The organism is Pseudomonas sp. GLN_2 (assembly GCF_043106005.1).
In the GTDB taxonomy this organism is placed as follows: Bacteria; Pseudomonadota; Gammaproteobacteria; order Pseudomonadales; family Pseudomonadaceae; genus Aquipseudomonas; species Aquipseudomonas alloputida.
This window is the reverse complement of sequence record NZ_JBICMC010000065.1, coordinates 1-17,326: the sequence shown is the minus strand read 5'-3', so window position 1 is coordinate 17,326 and position 17,326 is coordinate 1. Positions and strand designations below refer to the sequence as shown.

The 17,326-nt window shown below is 53.6% G+C and carries 16 protein-coding genes, 1 tRNA gene and 3 pseudogenes; 10 read left to right on the top strand and 10 right to left on the bottom strand.

Features of this window, described 5'->3' with window-relative positions; genetic code table 11:
- The first annotated feature begins 4 nt into the window (after window positions 1–4).
- The 5 genes from ACF8Q6_RS15225 to ACF8Q6_RS15205 all read left to right on the top strand — a co-directional run bounded on the left by ACF8Q6_RS15225 (window position 5) and on the right by ACF8Q6_RS15205 (window position 4,812).
- Window positions 5–646: a hypothetical protein gene (locus tag ACF8Q6_RS15225; RefSeq protein ID WP_049870065.1), complete on the top strand. Its 642-nt coding sequence runs from the start codon at window positions 5–7 to the stop codon at window positions 644–646.
- 361 nt (window positions 647–1,007) lie between these two features.
- The gene (gene tnpB, locus ACF8Q6_RS15220; RefSeq protein ID WP_014589609.1) at window positions 1,008–1,232 is read left to right on the top strand and encodes an IS66 family insertion sequence element accessory protein TnpB; all 225 of its coding nucleotides are present in this window, start codon (window positions 1,008–1,010) and stop codon (window positions 1,230–1,232) included.
- Window positions 1,233–1,385: 153 nt separating this feature from the next.
- A complete protein-coding gene (gene tnpC / locus ACF8Q6_RS15215; RefSeq protein ID WP_392491448.1) occupies window positions 1,386–2,918 on the top strand; it encodes an IS66 family transposase in 1,533 nt (510 codons plus the stop codon).
- A gap of 146 nt (window positions 2,919–3,064) precedes the next feature.
- Entirely contained in the window at window positions 3,065–3,886 is an 822-nt protein-coding gene (locus tag ACF8Q6_RS15210; RefSeq protein ID WP_392491449.1) for a hypothetical protein, read from the top strand.
- Window positions 3,883–4,812 (top strand): hypothetical protein, encoded by a 930-nt coding sequence (locus ACF8Q6_RS15205; protein ID WP_392499045.1) that lies wholly within the window; start codon window positions 3,883–3,885, stop codon window positions 4,810–4,812. The genes ACF8Q6_RS15210 and ACF8Q6_RS15205 overlap by 4 nt, the downstream gene beginning before the upstream one ends.
- Window positions 4,813–4,995: 183 nt before the next feature.
- Here ACF8Q6_RS15205 and ACF8Q6_RS15200 read toward each other — a convergent pair.
- The 5 genes and pseudogenes from ACF8Q6_RS15200 to ACF8Q6_RS15180 all read right to left on the bottom strand — a co-directional run.
- A pseudogene (locus ACF8Q6_RS15200) lies at window positions 4,996–5,199 on the bottom strand (hypothetical protein); the annotation flags it as partial.
- A 257-nt stretch (window positions 5,200–5,456) separates the two neighbouring features.
- Window positions 5,457–6,239 carry a DUF2971 domain-containing protein gene (locus ACF8Q6_RS15195; RefSeq protein ID WP_392490589.1) on the bottom strand — a complete coding sequence of 261 codons (783 nt, stop codon included), beginning with the start codon at window positions 6,237–6,239 and terminating at the stop codon, window positions 5,457–5,459.
- A 383-nt stretch (window positions 6,240–6,622) separates the two neighbouring features.
- Entirely contained in the window at window positions 6,623–7,840 is a 1,218-nt protein-coding gene (locus ACF8Q6_RS15190; protein WP_392490590.1) for a hypothetical protein, read from the bottom strand.
- Between the two features lie 421 nt (window positions 7,841–8,261).
- Complete coding sequence (locus ACF8Q6_RS15185) at window positions 8,262–8,537, bottom strand: hypothetical protein (RefSeq protein WP_392490591.1); 276 nt, start codon at window positions 8,535–8,537, stop codon at window positions 8,262–8,264.
- Window positions 8,534–9,514, bottom strand: a pseudogene (locus ACF8Q6_RS15180) (integrase). The gene ACF8Q6_RS15185 and the pseudogene ACF8Q6_RS15180 overlap by 4 nt, the downstream one beginning before the upstream one ends.
- A 202-nt stretch (window positions 9,515–9,716) precedes the next feature.
- Here ACF8Q6_RS15180 and ACF8Q6_RS15175 point away from each other — a divergent pair.
- Window positions 9,717–11,153 carry an IS1182 family transposase gene (locus tag ACF8Q6_RS15175; protein ID WP_392490592.1) on the top strand — a complete coding sequence of 479 codons (1,437 nt, stop codon included), beginning with the start codon at window positions 9,717–9,719 and terminating at the stop codon, window positions 11,151–11,153.
- A 726-nt stretch (window positions 11,154–11,879) separates the two neighbouring features.
- Here ACF8Q6_RS15175 and ACF8Q6_RS15170 read toward each other — a convergent pair.
- The 5 genes and pseudogenes from ACF8Q6_RS15170 to ACF8Q6_RS15150 form a co-directional block, all read right to left on the bottom strand.
- Window positions 11,880–12,317 (bottom strand): helix-turn-helix domain-containing protein, encoded by a 438-nt coding sequence (locus ACF8Q6_RS15170; RefSeq protein ID WP_392490593.1) that lies wholly within the window; start codon window positions 12,315–12,317, stop codon window positions 11,880–11,882.
- A gap of 5 nt (window positions 12,318–12,322) precedes the next feature.
- Window positions 12,323–12,685: pseudogene (locus ACF8Q6_RS15165) on the bottom strand (HipA domain-containing protein); the annotation flags it as partial.
- The gene (locus tag ACF8Q6_RS15160; RefSeq protein WP_392490594.1) at window positions 12,673–12,903 is read right to left on the bottom strand and encodes a hypothetical protein; all 231 of its coding nucleotides are present in this window, start codon (window positions 12,901–12,903) and stop codon (window positions 12,673–12,675) included. The gene ACF8Q6_RS15160 and the pseudogene ACF8Q6_RS15165, both read right to left, overlap by 13 nt.
- Window positions 12,904–13,628: 725 nt before the next feature.
- Window positions 13,629–13,704, bottom strand: a tRNA-Thr gene (locus ACF8Q6_RS15155).
- A gap of 71 nt (window positions 13,705–13,775) precedes the next feature.
- Window positions 13,776–14,186 carry a pilin gene (locus tag ACF8Q6_RS15150; protein ID WP_176685551.1) on the bottom strand — a complete coding sequence of 137 codons (411 nt, stop codon included), beginning with the start codon at window positions 14,184–14,186 and terminating at the stop codon, window positions 13,776–13,778.
- Between the two features lie 216 nt (window positions 14,187–14,402).
- On the opposite strand from ACF8Q6_RS15150, the gene ACF8Q6_RS15145 reads away from it, so the two are divergent.
- Genes ACF8Q6_RS15145 through yacG form a run of 4 tightly spaced genes read left to right on the top strand, consistent with a single transcriptional unit; the run spans window position 14,403 to window position 17,300 of the window.
- Window positions 14,403–15,611: a type II secretion system F family protein gene (locus ACF8Q6_RS15145; protein WP_021784186.1), complete on the top strand. Its 1,209-nt coding sequence runs from the start codon at window positions 14,403–14,405 to the stop codon at window positions 15,609–15,611.
- Window positions 15,612–15,613: 2 nt separating this feature from the next.
- A complete protein-coding gene (locus tag ACF8Q6_RS15140) occupies window positions 15,614–16,480 on the top strand; it encodes a prepilin peptidase (protein ID WP_392491429.1) in 867 nt (288 codons plus the stop codon).
- A complete protein-coding gene (gene coaE / locus ACF8Q6_RS15135; protein WP_392491430.1) occupies window positions 16,480–17,103 on the top strand; it encodes a dephospho-CoA kinase in 624 nt (207 codons plus the stop codon). The genes ACF8Q6_RS15140 and coaE overlap by 1 nt, the downstream gene beginning before the upstream one ends.
- Window positions 17,100–17,300 carry a DNA gyrase inhibitor YacG gene (gene yacG, locus ACF8Q6_RS15130; protein WP_003247540.1) on the top strand — a complete coding sequence of 67 codons (201 nt, stop codon included), beginning with the start codon at window positions 17,100–17,102 and terminating at the stop codon, window positions 17,298–17,300. Before coaE ends, yacG begins: the two co-directional genes overlap by 4 nt.
- Window positions 17,301–17,326: the final 26 nt, after the last annotated feature.

Genomic DNA, 17,326 nt, shown 5'->3' with positions numbered 1-17,326 from the left:
CGGTATGACGGTGAATATTTTCAAAGTGGACCAATATCAGACTGAAGCTTTCACTAAGGCCATACGCAGCAGGTTTGATATTTTGAGACTATGGATGGACTCAATAAAAGTAATCATCAACTACTTTCCACCGCATGAAGCTATCACTGCCGCAGAAATCCACATCCACAACTCCAGAATGAGCAGGCTATTCTACTCCAGCGGCCCTAAAACTTTTTCCGTAGCCTTTCCATTTAGGGTTGAAGCCGATGCAGGCTCATTTACCGTAAAAACCATCTCCGGCATTGATATTGATAGTAGGCTATCCTCAGAAATACTACTGATAGCATCACTTCTGAAAAATAATGGTTTGATCAATGAGTGGACTCTAGCGGAACATTTCGAAAGCCAGGGTGGGGCTTCAAATGACTTTTGGCCTGTTCTGGCCGAGCTACTTGATGCAGAAGACGGATATCTGCGCTTCGACCATGACCCCGACAGACGAGATGGGCACAAACACCCTTTAGACCATGCCGACCTTTTTTATACTAATGGAGCCAGCTTCAAAATTGGACTGCATAAAAAAATTGCACTTGATGAAATTATAGACATACTCAACCGGGAAACCGACTGCCACTATCTTGGCCGAGTGACAGAGCGAAAATAGCGGACTTTTAGCGCATCACTCGAAAATCTCAAATGGCTCGCGGCTTCTGCCCGCTCTCAAGCGAACTACAACACGATTGGTTTGATACCCGGAGGGAGCGCCAAGGCGCTCCTCCTTTATCTCTGGCAGCCCGATGTTTAGCCAATCATAGGGCGATGCTATCTTTTCTCAAACAAGCACCGGACTCCCCCGACCTTGCTTGGTAAGCGCTCCATGAACCCCGCCTGCCCGCAAGGTGAGGTCTCAGTTTATCGTGGCATTACTGGCTTACAGTTCGTAAGCGCTCCATGAACCCCACATTCAAAGCGCTTACCTGATCCCCGATGCTGTGCTCCCGATTTCTTTCTGGAGCTCGCCGACCATGATGCGACCCGACGCCAAAGTCGAAAAAGTGTACCTCTACCCCAAGCTCGTCGACTTTCGAAAATCCATCGATGGCCTGGCCGCGCTGGTCGAACTCGATATCAAGGTGGCGGTGTTCGATCCAGTGCTTTTCGTCTTCCTCAACAAACCGCGCAACCGCGTGAAGATCCTGTATTGGGAACGCAACGGCTTCTGCCTCTGGCTCAAACGCCTGGAGTCCTAACGGCTCAAAACTTCACCTGATCCGACTGACGTCGCCATTGTCCTGACCGTTCAGGAACTGAACTGGCTGCTCGATGGCTTCGACCTCTGGCGCAACCGTCCGCATCAGGTTTTGTCGCCTCGATACGTCGCCTGACTCGGTATAATCCGCGGCATGATTTCCATGCCCGAAAACCTCCCTGACGATCCTGTTCTGCTCAAGCAACTGCTTGAGCAGATGATCAACGAGCGCGCGTCCGACAAGGGCAAGATCGTTCATCTCGAAGAGGAAGTTGCGCTGTTGCGCCAGCGCTTGTTCGAGCGCAAGACCGAGCAGACTGGCGATGCAGCGACACCACAGTTGCCACTCTTCGACGAAGCGGAAAGCCTGGCCGAGCCCTTGGATGAGGCTGACGACGAAGAAGTCGTTGCGCCGACCAAACGCCGTGGCAAGCGCAAGCCGCTGCCAGCTGATTTGCCGCGTATCGAAGTTGTCCACGAACTGCCCGAGCATGAACTGACCTGCGCTTGTGGCTGCCGTAAACATGCCATCGTTGAAGAAGTCAGCGAACAGCTTGAAATCGTCCCGATGCAGATTCGCGTCATCAAACATGTTCGCAAGGTGTACGGCTGCCGGGACTGCGAGTCAGCGCCCGTAACGGCGGACAAGCCCGCCCAGATGATCGAGAAAAGCATGGCCAGCCCGAGTGTGCTGGCCATGCTGCTGACCACCAAATACGTAGACGGCTTGCCGCTTCACCGCTTCGAAAAAGTGCTGGGGCGTCACGGTATCGATATCCCGCGCCAAACCCTGGCACGCTGGGTGATTCAATGCAGCAAGCACTTTCAGCCGCTGCTGAATCTGATGCGCGAAAGCCTGTTGAACAGTTGGATCATCCACTGTGATGAAACACGTGTGCAGGTGTTGAAAGAGCCTAGTCGTGAGCCCAGCAGCCAATCCTGGATGTGGGTGCAAACCGGCGGCCCATCTGATCGCCCGGTGATCCTTTACGACTACGCCACCAGCCGAGCGCAGGAGGTGCCGGTGCGCCTGCTGGACGGCTATCGCGGCTATGTCATGACCGACGACTACGCCGGTTACAACGCGCTGGCCGCACAGGACGGGCTGGAGCGATTGGGCTGCTGGGCGCACGCGCGCCGCAAGTTCGTCGAAGCGCATAAAGTACAGCCCAAGGGCAAAACAGGAAGCGCTGACATCGCATTGAACCTGATCAATAAGCTCTATGGCGTCGAGCGCGACTTGAAGGACAGTGACGACGAAGATCGTAAGGTCGCCCGCATGGAGCGCAGCCTGCCATTGCTGACTCAGCTGAAAAACTGGGTAGAGAAAACGCAACCTCAGGTCACGACGCAGAATGCCTTGGGCAAGGCCATCGGTTACTTGGCCAGCAACTGGAGCAAATTGGAACGCTACGTCGACCACGGCTACTTGCCGATGGACAACAATGCGGCTGAGCGTGCGATCCGCCCGTTTGTCATCGGGAGAAAGAACTGGTTGTTCAGTGACACGCCCAAAGGTGCCACTGCCAGCGCACAACTTTACAGCTTGGTAGAAACGGCCAAAGCCAACGGCCAAGAGCCCTATGCGTGGCTGCGCCACGCACTGGAACGTCTGCCGCAGGCGTGCTCAGTGGAAGACTACGAAGCGCTACTCCCATGGAATTGCACACCTCAAATACACAGCTAGGTGCGCTGCTCATCTTTGGTTAGGTGGGGTTTATGGGGCGCTTACGAAAAACTTAGGCCCCCGCATCAAAAGTAATGGCAAAAAAGCATCATTTTTGGCTAGGATATGCGGAGCAATACATAAAGCGTATGAATCAGGATGAAACGATGCTTAACACCGACACCGAGCTTTCAGCGTCAGAAAGCTCTAACAACGTGAATGATAAGTACTTCAAAATGATGATCGCGTCGGTCGATGAAGCTCCCCCCGTAATGCCATTGGTTCACACCTGTGACTGCTTCACGCTAAGAAACATAGTCAATTCAAAACTTTTAGAGCCAAGCCTCTGCCCTGTATTCAACGAAAATCTTGTTTACTATTTCTACGGCAGACCATCTTATCGCCTTGGCGACAAAGGCTTGGCGTTTAACACTTCCAGCGTTTATCCTGCATGCTTCATCATTGACCCCACTGAAGTTAATGTCCTTACCCGTGTCTTTCCGTTCGATAGCGGCGCTTATGCAGCGGGACTATATGAAAAACATATACATAAAAAAGCAAAAAAAGAAGACTATCAATTTGAGACAAGCTACGAATTCATCCAGAAATTTGTAAAGTTCTTTTACGACTCAAATAGCAATTATTTTGATGGTAAAACAACAATTCAGCGAAATGAAATACAGCCCTGCGCCTACGAACTTGAGAGCATTTACTCCCTTATAAACACTCCACATGGCGAGCAATTCGACGATCGCTGCTACACCATCGAAATCCAATCAAGCGCCCCAACACAAATAGATGGAAAATCCTTACGCGCAATTGTCATACCAGACTCAATTGCTGCAGATGAAGTACTTGCATCTTTTTTGTACGACAATGAAATAGAAGCTATCACTTACACAACCACAAGGGTTGCACCCAGCCAACTAACACCATTAGTTATCGCTAAAGTAAGAGATTTCTACCTAAACAAGGGTGTAATCCAGTGAGCAAGATCTTTATTCTACTTGGCTTCTCCACGCCTACAGAAAATTCGCCATCTTTCTCGACCCCAGTATTCAAGCAAGGCGAATCCCTCTATCTCCAGATTATAGATGAGCAAGAGCAGATCAGAGATTTCGAAAAAATCGAAAACATTGATATTGATGTCTATCAAGCCTCTTGCAACACCGAGTATACGATCGGGGACGAGGCAATTTATGCAATCCGAAATCATAGAAATCAACTAATCCAGCACAACAAAACTAATATGGATAAGTATCTAAAGGAAAACAGCAGGCAATTTATTTCCTATCCATTTTTCTACAAGTCTGCCAGTGAGTTCAGCCATTTAGACTCACCTGAATTCCGAGGCTGCAGAAACAATAAAGATTATCTTCTCTTGCAAATACTTTCCAATGCAGCCAAGGAGTTTATCAAGCCCACCAACAATCAAAAACTATTGCAGAATGGCAAAAACAAGGGGGACAAACAATTCCACCCCTATGAACCCGCACATACTCAAATTGATAAAGCCTTTAACTTCTCACAAGATAGCCTCAGATCCAGCTACTTTGAAAAATTTATTTCCTTTGCCCAAAGCAAGCACCAGAAATTAGCTCGCGAGAAGGCGGTAATAGAGTCACTCATTCTAAGTGCATACATATCACATATACTACCGGATGACATTGAAAACCTCGAATCAGTTAGAAGCACCCTAATTAATATGCTAGAAAACTCAAAAATAGACCTCTCACCAAAAACCTACGAAAGCGTTAAACCATCGCAACTAAAAAGAAAAAAAAGACACAGCCCGCATATAAAATTAATCCCAAGAAAAATCATTGACCAGAACTCTGACGGACTATCACTTATAATTTTTATCACTACCACAATCAACCACTTCAAATCAGAACACAAATTCAAACAGAAGTAGTTTTACAATGCACCTAATATTGTTAGACTTGAGTCTCGACCCAAAAGTGCGACATGAATTTGAGTGCTTTACTGACAGATCAGCAGCCTGTCCATTTTCTGTTTTTGGCCGTTAGCTGCCCAACGCCAAGGGTAGCTTGGGATCGATTGCTATCAGTCGTGCCTATCAAAATCAGATTCTCGCTCAGAGGTCGAACATCCATGTTTTTTGTAAACGACGAGCGAGCAGCCGCGCGGTCAGAAAATAGTAATATCACGTCACCTCGCTACGTCGATCTAAGCGATGCTCAAGAAACCAAACCACATGCTTTCTCTGCCAGGCCCAAGGTGTCTCTCGCTGCCAGCGCTCTGCAATTTCAGCTTGGATAAGCGTCGCCTGCCGCACATGTGCTCACTAGGGACAGCAGCGAGTAGATGGAGATCGACATATACATAAGGAGATCCCCATCACTACTTCCGGTCGTATCGGCAGCCACTGGCAGCCAGATAAAGTACAAGGCCTATAAGGAACTGGCTGATAGCTTCGACGATGAACCTAGGGCCATGCTTTAGTTCAAAGCTATCGGGACTGAGAAAGCCCGCAACCTCTAACAATTTTATTAATAATTTAAAGCAGTGCAACTCAAGACCTGATAAAAGCCTAGATTAAGCCCGGAATGGAATATCAGATTTTACTATTCGCACTCGAGTTAGTCCACAGGATCTCAGCAGCATGGATAATGAGTTTTCGGCTAAATCTTGGTTGGCGATGGGACCGATATGAATTGCCACAACACTCTCAACTGGAAAGCTAATTTCCTGATATGGAATTAGCAAATCCCCCCTTGGACGAAACTTAACTCCACTCATGTGATAGTCACTTTTCCCAATTATCCGCACCTCATGCTCAGCAGCGAAATGCTCGTTCTTGAAGGTAGAAATTTTTTCGGTCAGACATGCAAGGCCCGGCATATCTTCTGCGAAATCCGTTTCCATATAGTCCTCTGCCTCCTCAATAAAAGGCTTAAGAACACGCTCCGCCAGTGATTCTTTAGCAGCAGCATCATAAACACAGTCATGAAGACTAAGCGCAGACTCAAGCCCTTCCCTACAAAACTCTATAGCATAGTTACCATAAGCTCTCCACTGACTTAACAAGTTACCAGCCCCACTGAAAGAGCAGCTATATAATGAGCTCCAAACTCCGCAGTCTTTGTAGCACTGCAGAACACCTTGGGCAAATGCTAAGCCGCCACCTCGCTGTTCAAAAACACACCCCTCCCGAGCAACCAAACGCTCAATAACTCTAGATACAACTGCAACACCATCATGAAACTCTTGAGAATCGTTAAGATAACCAAGGTTAGTAAGCCAAAGGACTTTATTTCTCAAGATCGAGGAGAGTGCAGAAACGTCAGTGTAATGAAATAAAGTCTCGTTCTTTGTCATATCATCAACCTAATAGCTTTTAAATTACGAAATTTGTACACAATTCGTTAGACCGTCAAGTCCCATGATCACAGAAACTGATAAGGCGACACCGAGCTGATCAAAACTCATGTACAAAACTAATCCGTTTTACGGACTTGCTCCAATTGCCACAGTTCATTTTCAATCTCTGCTACTGAACCAGATACATGCGTGGCGGCTATTCAGCGCCCGGATACATTTCCAATGCACGCATGTCTAAGATCGGCGGCATTGACTCATTGCTGCTCGGCAGCCACAGCCGCCTTTACTTTTCAAATACAAACCCGCGCCCGATATGATCCCTAGCAAGGGGCTCAGATATATTGGAGGCGGGCGAATACCAACCGCTTCATCTCGTACGGCTAGCTCGCTTCATGAGCTATGCATTGCAGCCATTCATCAGCAGTAAATAGAGTGTCGCCTTCATACCAAAGCAACCCGACGCTCATCCAACTCAGAAAATACTCGACACTTAATGGCGGTCTTTCAGGGAGAAGCACTGCCAAATGCGGGTCTGAATCCCCATGTAGCACATGCCAGTAGTGAAAAAGTTGGCCGACAGCCATTCTGACGCTAGGTATTTCAATTGAGCTTTTCACTTCTATGAGCAGATCGTTGCCTTCCTCATCATATCGACAGACCAACACATCAAACATACAAGAATCATCTCTCCCCTCTAAAAGGGTGAACGATGCAAGTGACCTACGCAGGCTATTAGTCAGGCTATTGTGGATTCGCCTCTGAACAACTGTCCCTGCCTTTCTAATTGACTCTACGTCATTCTCGTCTTTAAGTGGCAGGTCAGATGATGAGCTTTCATCTTTCTCTTCAAGCAGCTTTTTTTTCGCGCCCTGCCCTGGCGTCGATATAAAATCAGACAAACTCGGCCCTAACTGATCAAGATCAGCAGCATCTACAATCCCACCAGTACCATAGAGTGCGGTCATGGCACGATATTGTGAGACCAGGTCTAAATGCACCACATTGAGCCTTCTCAGGAGGTTTCTAACTCCTGGATTTCCGTTAATTAGCGGAAATTTAATATCGACATCCAGCATGAAAAATGACGGTGTCAAAAAATACTCCGGCCTCATCAACTGCGTAGGATTGTTGGCTTTAGGAATTCCTGGCAGATTGGAAATCCTTTGTACTATAGCCAACCTTTCCCTGTCCTCTGTGGCTTCGTAGACATCCTTATAGAGCGGCAGTAGCACTTCCATGTGTTCTTCAATCCATATGAGAACGCTATTGCGAAAAGCCTTATAGAAGTTGGTAAATCCCGTGTGGCCTAGTATCAGTGCTTCCAGCGAAGCATCGCTAGCCTCAGAAGAGGCAATATTCGCAACCTCAGCTAGGTTCATCCCTGAAAAATTCGAATGCAACACATGGCCGAGCGCAGGTATTTTGGTGCTTGAGATATATCCTGCGTTATCCCCATCAAAGCTATTCGTAATCCATGCCAGCATAGATAAACCATAGATTTGCCTCGGTGTAACATCCTGCTGTTCAAATAATTTTCCCGCTATCTTTCTCGCTAGCTTATTCGTATTTCGCTGCCGCTCAGCCCAATAACTTGACATGAAACCCTCCTATCCTTGCGTTAAGCAGAGGCCGTTTACGTCATCCAGATCGATGACTTTTGGCATTATCGAATCATCCGCGCAGGCACGTTACCTCTAGTTAGCGACGGAGGCTAGATCTGGCGCTAATCATTTAACTCGCAGGCGAGCAAAAGTCTAGCTTTCGCTAGTCCAGCAAGCTAATCTTATTGATCGCACCGTTAGGTTTTTCATCCAAGACTCGTATCGACGTTTAGAAACTCAGCTGCTCTGTACGGTCGAAAACAGCCCCACACTTGATAGCATACGCGGAATGGACAAGCTCGAACGCCAGTTTTTAATTAACTGTCACACTGTCTACGTACCGACGTCATTGATCCTTGCTGGCCGGCAGCTATGGGTCGATTACTGTGAGCCCTGCCTATCGAAATCAAATCCTCGCTCATAGGTTGAACACCCACGTTTTTTGAAAACGACGAACTAGTAACCGCACGGTCAGAAAATAGTAGTACCGCGTCATCCTGCTGTGTCGATCTAGGCGATGCTCTTGAAACCAAGACACATGCTTTCTCTGCCAAGCCCAAGGCGTCTCTCGCTGCCAGCGCTCTGCGATTTCAGCATGTATGGTCTTCGCCTGACGCAAATGGCGTTGCCGAGTTGCGAACGACCCCGTCAGAACCGCAGCCAAAAACAATTCCATATCGAATGGCTTGCTCATGTTCGTCCTCCAATGTACGCCGCGACCACGTCGATCCGACCGTGCCCTAGTTCATAGCTGATCTGGCTTCGGGCCTCACGATCAAGGTGCCTATCAACCCGGGGGCATTGGCCGCCGTTGATTGGCGCAAGGTGTTGGGTGATTTGCTCATAGCGCTCACATGCGTACGCCGCTCGTAGCTCACGGAAGCCTTTGATTTTGTGTGCATGCAGGACGTCCCGTGCAGGGCGAATGATTTTTTGCAGAACATTCAGGTAGCTTTCGTCTGGCGCAATCAGGTTGTGGCTACCCACAGGCAACACCTGCCGTGCAAACCCAAGTGCACCTCGAACATGGTCGTCCACCGCAATCCAACGTGGCGCCGAGGCGCCGGCGCGGCCGCGCTTGGTGCCATCCTGAATGTTAATCCTGCCTAGGTCTTTAGCCTCACGGCTTAGCCGTGGCAGGTCAGCCAAGATGGACTCACGCAAGCGCATGCCAGTGGCTCGCGCCAACAGAACGATCGCTGCTGCGCGTAGCTGATCACGGCTACAAAGCGCGTCGACGATCTGCTTAATCTGTTCGCGGTCTTGGCCTTGCGGCACCGACTGTCGAACACCGGTGCGCTGCATGCCCAACGCCTTACTCGGACTTGGCAACTTCACGTACTGATCACCGCGAAGCGCCGCCATGGTCTTGTTAACGCTGGATAGCCGGTTTTGTGCGGTACTGACGGCGAGGTCACCGCGCCCAACCACGTCGTGTAGATACGCCGCGTAGTCGGCTAACACCTTCCGATCAATCTGCCGCGCATTATTGATGCCGGGCCCCTGTTAGGAGCGGCACCACTTCACGAATGCCAGCCATCGACCACTGTGCGCCTTGACCGTACCGTAGTGGCCACCGCCGAACATGTCTTTCAGCGCCTGCGGTCCTGCATAGCTCAATTGCCTGCCATACCCGAAATTGCGGCCATCTCGCCTACCCACCAATGCCATGCCAGTCACCTCATCTTCCGATCTCCGATCCTCGCCCCACGTCATCCCGCCAAGAATGCTGAGTGTTATCAGGGATCAAGGCCCCTGCGACCTGTGGGGAGTGTCCTCTACGCGGGACTGGCGGCTCCTTACGTCCCAGGCTGTGTGAAAACGCCCGCAGTTGTCTAACCTTCTGACCGTCGTGATCGTGGCGGGGACAATCATGAAGCGGTTCATCGAAGGTGAGGCTCGGACGCAGGTCACATTGCTGCCAGAGTGCCTAGATGACTACATCACCGATGAAAACCCAGTGCGAGTGGTCGATGTCTTTGTCGATGAACTCGACCTGAGCGCGCTCGGTTTCGCAGGCGTCGATCCGGCAGCAACAGGTCGCCCGGCCTACCATCCAGCGGTCCTGCTGAAGATCTACATCTACGGCTACCTAAACCGCATTCAGTCCAGCCGCCGGCTCGAGCGTGAAGCTGAACGCAATGTCGAGTTGATGTGGCTTACGGGGCGTCTGGCTCCAGATTTCAAAACCATCGCCGACTTTCGCAAGGACAACGGTAAAGCCATTCGCAGTGTCTGCCGTCAGTTCGTGATCCTCTGTCGCAACCTCAACCTGTTCTCTGACTCAATCATTGCCATCGACGGCAGCAAGTTCAAAGCCGTGAACAATCGCGACCGTAACTTCACCCAGGCCAAGGTGAAGGCCCGTATGCAGCAAGTCGAGCAGAGCATTGAGCGCTATCTGACAGCGATGGATTCGGCGGACCGGGCAATGCCGGAGGTAGCTGTGGCCAAGGCCGAGCGACTGAAAGAGAAGATCGAAACGCTGAAACAGCAGATGCAGAAGCTCAAAGACATTGAAACGCAGCTACTTCAAACCCCAGACAAACAAATTTCTCTCACAGATCCCGATGCTCGCTCCATGTCAGTTGGTGGTCGGGGCAGTGGCACCGTTGGCTATAACGTGCAGACGGCCGTTGACGATCAGCACCATCTGATCGTTGCACATGAGGTGAGGAATGTCGGTCATGATCGCGGCCAGTTGAGCAACATGGCGAAGCAAGCGCGTGACCAAATCGGTACTGAATCGCTGAATGTCGTTGCCGACCGGGGCTACTACACAGGCACGGAAATCGTTGCATGTGAGCAAGCTGGAATCTCGCCCTTCGTACCTAAACCACTGACCTCTAGCAGCAAAGCCGAAGGTCGATTTGGCAAGCAAGATTTCCTGTACGTCTCGGCATCGGATGAGTATCGATGCCCTGCGGAGCAATTACTGACCAAGCGTTACTCAACTTGGGAAGACGGGATGCTGATGCATGTTTATTGGTTCTCGGGCTGCCAATCCTGCGCAATGCACAAGCAATATACGACGGGCAAGGAGCGGCGGTTGAAACGCTGGGAACATGAAGCGACCCTCGACTCGATGCAGGTTCAACTGGAGCACGATCCTGGGAAAATGAAGGTGCGCCGTCAAACCGTTGAGCATCCATTTGGAACGCTCAAGTACTGGATGGGGGCGACCCACTTCCTGACCAGGACCCTGCCAAGGGTCAGTATTGAAATGAGCCTCCATGTGCTCGCTTACAACCTCAAGCGAATGATGAGCATCTTGGGCATCAGGGGGCTGCTCGAAGCGCTCAAAAGGTGAAATGGCCTACTGAGCCGCCAGTTAGGGGCCCCAAAGTCTCCACGAAGGACTCATACCGGCCAGATGCACCCTTGCGAGGCCAACTAAGCTAATCCAGGCAATTTCCTGCCAGTTTTGCAAGCGCCCCTAGATAGCCACGACCTTCAACGCATTCCGCGAGTTTTCACACAGCCTGGTCCGGGAGCAAGGGCATCTCATGATCTGGCCTCCTTAACACCGTTGCCGGTGGGCGGGTGGAGGCAGTGCTGGCTGACTAAACCAGCGCCTGAAGATCCTGGGCCGGGTGAACGCAGCAATGCGATGACTGGGGCATGCCTGACTGTCAGTCAGGTGCAGTCCATTCCGTGGTCTGCGGCACCATCATCTAAATGGCTGTTGCTGGTGACATCGGCGCTTGTCACGCCGATTGTCACGAGGGGAAATGCCGCAAAGCCATGTGCGATCAGGGCAGCAGCAGTGGTAGAAGTGCCCGTCTCTTTCCACAGAAAGACACGGGCACAGGTTGGCGCAAAAGTCGGCCAAGCGGATAGGTTGCTGCTGGGCAGCGAGATACGGTCTGTTTGGTGCGCAAGCACCCATGATCGTTACAAGCATGAAGCCGTCGTGGTTGGAACTACTGCGAGCAACCAGATTTAATACCGCAACCAATTAGAGGAAAATGGGATGAGACTTTATTTGCATACCACATCAATCTCACTGTTCCTGACTGCTTTTCCGTGCCCGTGACTATGCCGGCCTCGACACTGCCTTCTTCGCTTTGGCTGCCGGAGGGCTTTTCCCTCGTTTCGGTCCGGCCACCACGCAGGAACTGGCCAGCGGCGCGCCCACCGCGATTGTCCCACCAGCCTTCAACTGGCCGACAGTGTTGCCGACGAGCGTTGCAGTGGGATTATCTTTGGCAGTCATCACCATACCCATCCGCACGCCAAAGAGACGCAGCACGCCCTCCAAAGTGCTGAGCTTCGGATTCGACTTCCCGCTTTCCAGTTCGTACAGGCTTTTCGTGGACATCTTGCACATGGCCGCGAAGGTCTTTTGATCAAGCCCTGTGACTTCGAGCCGCAGACGGCGGATGGATGTCCCGATTGGATCGAGCCCCGCCGCGTTGCGCTTGACGATATCCTCTACGAGCTGAGCGCGCTCTTCAGGCTGTAGTTTTTTCATAGCAGTCACCACTCCACGAGTCGTTTATTCAGGTTATTCACAGGTAGAGAGGCTGCATTGCGCATCGATTCAGGCGCATCGGTCAACAGATCGGGCAACGCCCTGAATGCCTCAGCCGCATGCATCAACCATTGCAGCAGGACATCGGGATCAGTGTAACCAACAAGCTCAGCGCAGTTGTCGCGCCAATTAGAAGACCGCTTGCGCTCCGCCGCCCACTTCGTCGTCCGTGTGATGCCCTCTTCATCCAGGATCGTTGGCGCGAGGTCATAGATTGGCGCCAAACGAAACCTACCACCCACACGCATGATGGAGGTGTTGCGACCGTGGTTATCGGTGTTCCCTAGAATGCGGTTCAGCAGATCTCGATGATGTAGTCGTCGTAGGCGACAAGGCAGCTTCCATCAGCAACACGCTCGGGGTTCACAACCGTGAGTGTCGCTGCCTCGCGCCATGCACCATCGGAGAAAGCCTGGATCGTGAGTCGGAGCGGCATCGCTATACCATTAATCCGCATTTGAATGCCGATTAAATTAGTGCGCACGAAAGGAACCGGCAATATTTTGCCGATTAAAAGCTTAAGCACGGGCAAAACCGGCACCACACTACCGATTATGCATTCACAGCGCGCCGGTGGGTGCTAGAGGTCGTCGCTACGCCTGGGAAGCAGGAACTGCATGTGACTCGGCCTTTGGGTTATAGGACTATGTTTGATTGCGTTGGGTAGGTGGTGGATGGCACGGGCTTCGCCCGTGTTCGCGGGTAAACCCGCTCCTACAGGGGGGAACGGCTAAGTCCGAGGTTTGCAGGCCTGATGAGAAAAGACAGGCATAAGAAAGCCCGCACTTAGCGGGCTTACATTGATGGCCCGATAGCAAAAAATCACCATCGGCCAAATTGTCTGGCGCGGAGACAGGAATCGGATAAACACGAAAGAGGTTGAACTCAGTGTTCCAGCCTCAGCCTGCGCAGAAATTCGAGCTCGGCCAGAACGTCAACCAGCGGCGAGTCGAGGGACGGGGTCAGTAGCTTGCAAGTCGTGGTGAGAAAACTGGGGCATCTCAAAATTATCTCTAAACGGGAAAATCATTATCTAGAAAAATTTCGGTTCTCACCCCGTAAACACTGGCCAAAACCTGATCGACAGCTAACCACTATCTAAAAATACGTGCAACCCTAAGTGGAAAACTGCGAACCATAAAGTCAAAAACACGCAAATCCGTGGGGAAAAAAGCGGGAACAAAAAAGCCCGCACAAGGCGGGCTTCTATTGGTGCCAGGTAGCGAGAAATCGCCATAGGCCAACTGATTCTGGTGCCGGAGACAGGAATCGAACCTGCGACCTTCGCGTTACGAGTGCGCTGCTCTACCGACTGAGCTACACCGGCGTGTAGCGCAACGTACCACTGCTCACACCCGTAACGCAAACCCCTGTTTCCGCTGGTTTATTGCCCTGCCCTCAAGCCCCCTTGCACCCTTTGGGCGCCAGGTCTTCCTCGATGTCGGTCGTGCACGCCCAGCCGCTGGCCGAACGCGTCAGGGTCAGGGCCTTGCCCAGCACGTTGGCCGGCGCATCCACCAGGGTGCAGACAATGCTGCCGCTACCATCCGCGGCCTTGCCGCTCGCCGTGATCGCACAATGCGCAGTCGCCGGCTGGCCACCCAGGGCGGCTACATCCGCTACATCCTTCCCATCGTTCAGCCGCAGATCCATCGCCGTCTTCAGCGCGCTGATCTCCAGCAACCCGGCCGCGGCCTTGGAGCGTGCCTGGTGGTTGGTGTACATCGGTAAGGCGATGGTCGCCAGAATGCCGATGATCGCGACGACGATCATCAGTTCGATCAGGGTGATACCGCGTTGCCCTTTCATGAACGTAGTTCCTTTTTGATTCGCTTACACATTGAGGTCAGTTGCGCCCCAACCGGCAGCGGCGCAGTAGGCCTGAACAGACACCTTTTGTCACCCCTGCCCGCACGGGCGTCATCTTCGCTGAACTACTCTAGTGAGCATCACGGACGCGTGCCCTTGCATGGACGCGGCAAGCTGTTTCCAGGCTTGTCGCCAGGGCAGAACAAGGACCTTTGCATGACTTCATCTTCACTTCTCTACCGCTGGCACGGCACCGACGCCAATGGCACGCCGGTCAGCGGTCAAACCCCCGGGCGCAGCCCGGCTTATGTGCGCGCCGGGCTGATTCGCCAGGGCATCACGGTGGCGAGTTTGCGGCCGGCCAGCGGGCTGGCGTTCAGCTTGCCAAAGCGGCGCGAAAAGGCAGACCCGGCGGGGTTCAGCCGGCAGTTGGCGACGTTGCTCAAGGCCGGCGTGCCGCTGCTGCAAGCGTTCGAGGTGATGGGCCGCAGTGGTTGCGATGCGGCGCAGGCGGCGTTGCTGGAAAGATTGAAACAGGATGTGGCCTCGGGCCTGGGGTTGGCGGATGCGTTGCAGCGTCACCCGGCATGGTTCGATGCGCTGTATTGCAACCTGGTACGGGTGGGCGAGCAGTCCGGTACGCTCGACCGGCAGCTGGAGCAGCTGGCCGGCATGCTGGAGCAGCGTCGGGTGCTGCACAAGAAGGTGCGCAAGGCAATGATCTACCCGCTGCTGCTGTTGCTGACCGGGCTGGGGGTGTCGGCAATCTTGTTGCTGGAGGTGATTCCTAAATTCGAGAGCATGTTCTCGGGCATGGGCGCGGCGTTGCCGGCATTTACCCAATGGGTGATCAATTTGTCCACAGGGCTGAGCCGGTTTGCGCCGCTGCTGCTGGTGATGGGCGTGGTGCTGGGTGTTGCCGTGCGCCAGCTTTACCGGCAGCACGCGCCAGCGCGCCTGTGGATATCTCGGCGGGTGCTGGGCTTGCCCGTGTTTGGCAAGTTGCTGGGGCAGGCCGCGCTGGCGCGGTTTGCGCGCAGCCTGGCAACGTCCTACGGCGCCGGGGTGCCGCTGCTGGATGCGCTGGGGACGGTGGCGCGGGTAACGGGTGGCGACCTGCACGAACAGGCGGTGTTGCGGCTGCGCCAAGGCATGGCCAATGGGCAAGGGCTGAACCAGGCGATGGCCGGTGAACCGCTGTTCCCCCCCTTGCTGGTGCAGTTGACGGCCATCGGTGAATCCAGCGGCACGCTGGACCAGATGCTGGAAAAAGCCGCCAGCCATTACGAGGAACAGGTCAGCCAGGCGCTGGACCAGTTGACCAGCCTGCTGGAGCCGGCCATCGTGCTGATCCTGGGCTTGCTGGTGGGTGGCCTGGTGGTGGCGATGTACCTGCCGATCTTCCAGTTGGGTAGTTTGATCTGAACATGACTTTATGGGCTTTGCTGGCTGAACAGCCAGCGTATCTCCTCACCCTTGCCACGGTGCTCGGCCTGCTGGTGGGCAGCTTTATCAACGTGCTGGTGTATCGCCTGCCGATCATGCTGGAGCGGCAATGGCAGCGTGAGGCGCAAGAGGTATTGGGGCTGCCGACCACGCAGCACCCGCGTTTCGACCTGTGCCTGCCCGCCTCCCGGTGCCCACACTGCGCGCACCGGATTCGTGCGTGGGAGAACATTCCAGTCATCAGCTACCTGGCCTTGGGCGGGCGCTGTTCGTCCTGCAAAAACCGCATCAGCCTGCGTTACCCGGTAGTGGAAGTGGCCAGCGCGCTGCTGTCGCTGGTAGTGGCCTGGCGCTTCGGCGCTTCGGTAGAGGCGTTGGTGGCTCTGCCGCTGACCTGGTGCCTGCTGGCGCTGAGCCTGATCGATGCGGACCACCAGTTGCTGCCGGATGTGCTGGTGCTGCCGACCATGTGGCTAGGGCTGATCGTCAATGCCTTTGGTATCCATGTGGCCCTGGCCGACGCACTGTGGGGCGCAGTGGCCGGGTACCTCAGCCTGTGGACGGTGTACTGGGTGTTCAGACTGGTCACCGGCAAGGAAGGCATGGGCTATGGCGATTTCAAGCTGATGGCGCTGATCGGGGCATGGGGTGGTTGGCAGGTGCTGCCGTTGACGCTGCTGTTGTCGTCGGTGGTCGGGGCGCTTGTTGGCCTGTGCCTGCTGCGTTTTCGCCGGCATGCCTTGGGCACGGCTATCCCGTTTGGCCCTTATCTGGCAATTGCGGGGTGGATTGCCGTGCTCTGGGGTGATGAAATATACGCCTCATACATGCAACTGCTTGGATACTGATGACCACTGCGGCCTTTACCCCCTGGATTCTCGGCCTGACCGGCGGCATTGGTAGCGGCAAAAGCGCCGCTGCCGAGCGCTTTGTCGAGCTTGGCGTGCACCTGGTCGATGCCGACCAGGCGGCGCGCTGGGTTGTCGAACCTGGTCGCCCGGCCCTGGCCAGCATCGTCGAGCGCTTCGGCCCGAGCGTGCTGCAGGGCGACGGCCAGCTCGATCGCGCCGCCCTGCGCCAGCTGATTTTCGCCGACCCGGCGCAACGCAAGTGGCTGGAGCAACTGCTGCACCCGCTGATCGGTCAGGAGATTTTCAGCTATCTGGCCAAGGCGCAGTCGCCTTATGCGGTCTATGTGTCGCCGCTGCTGATCGAATCGGGCCAGCACCATAAGACCCAACGTGTGCTGGTGATCGATGCGCCGCAGGACCTGCAAATAGCCCGTACCCTGGCGCGGGACAACACCAGTGCCGAGCACGTGCAGGCCATTTTGCAGGCGCAGTTGGCCCGTGAGGATCGCCTGCGCCATGCCGATGATGTAGTGGTCAACGACGGCGGCCTGGCCGCGCTGCATGAGCAGATTGACCGCCTGCACCACTTTTACCTGACTTTGAAAGGAGGCCAGCCATGAGCCAGCCATTGACCGTCGATTGCCCAACTTGCGGCGCGCCTGTGGAATGGAGCGAAAAAAACGCGTTCCGACCGTTTTGTTCGGACCGTTGCAAGCTGATCGACCTGGGCGCCTGGGCAGCCGAGGAGCACAAGATTGCGGGGTCGGAAGGGTCCGAAGATGAGCTGTATTCGGGGGACCTGGAGCCGCGGCATTGAGCTGATTGCAAGGCGGCTGTGCCGGC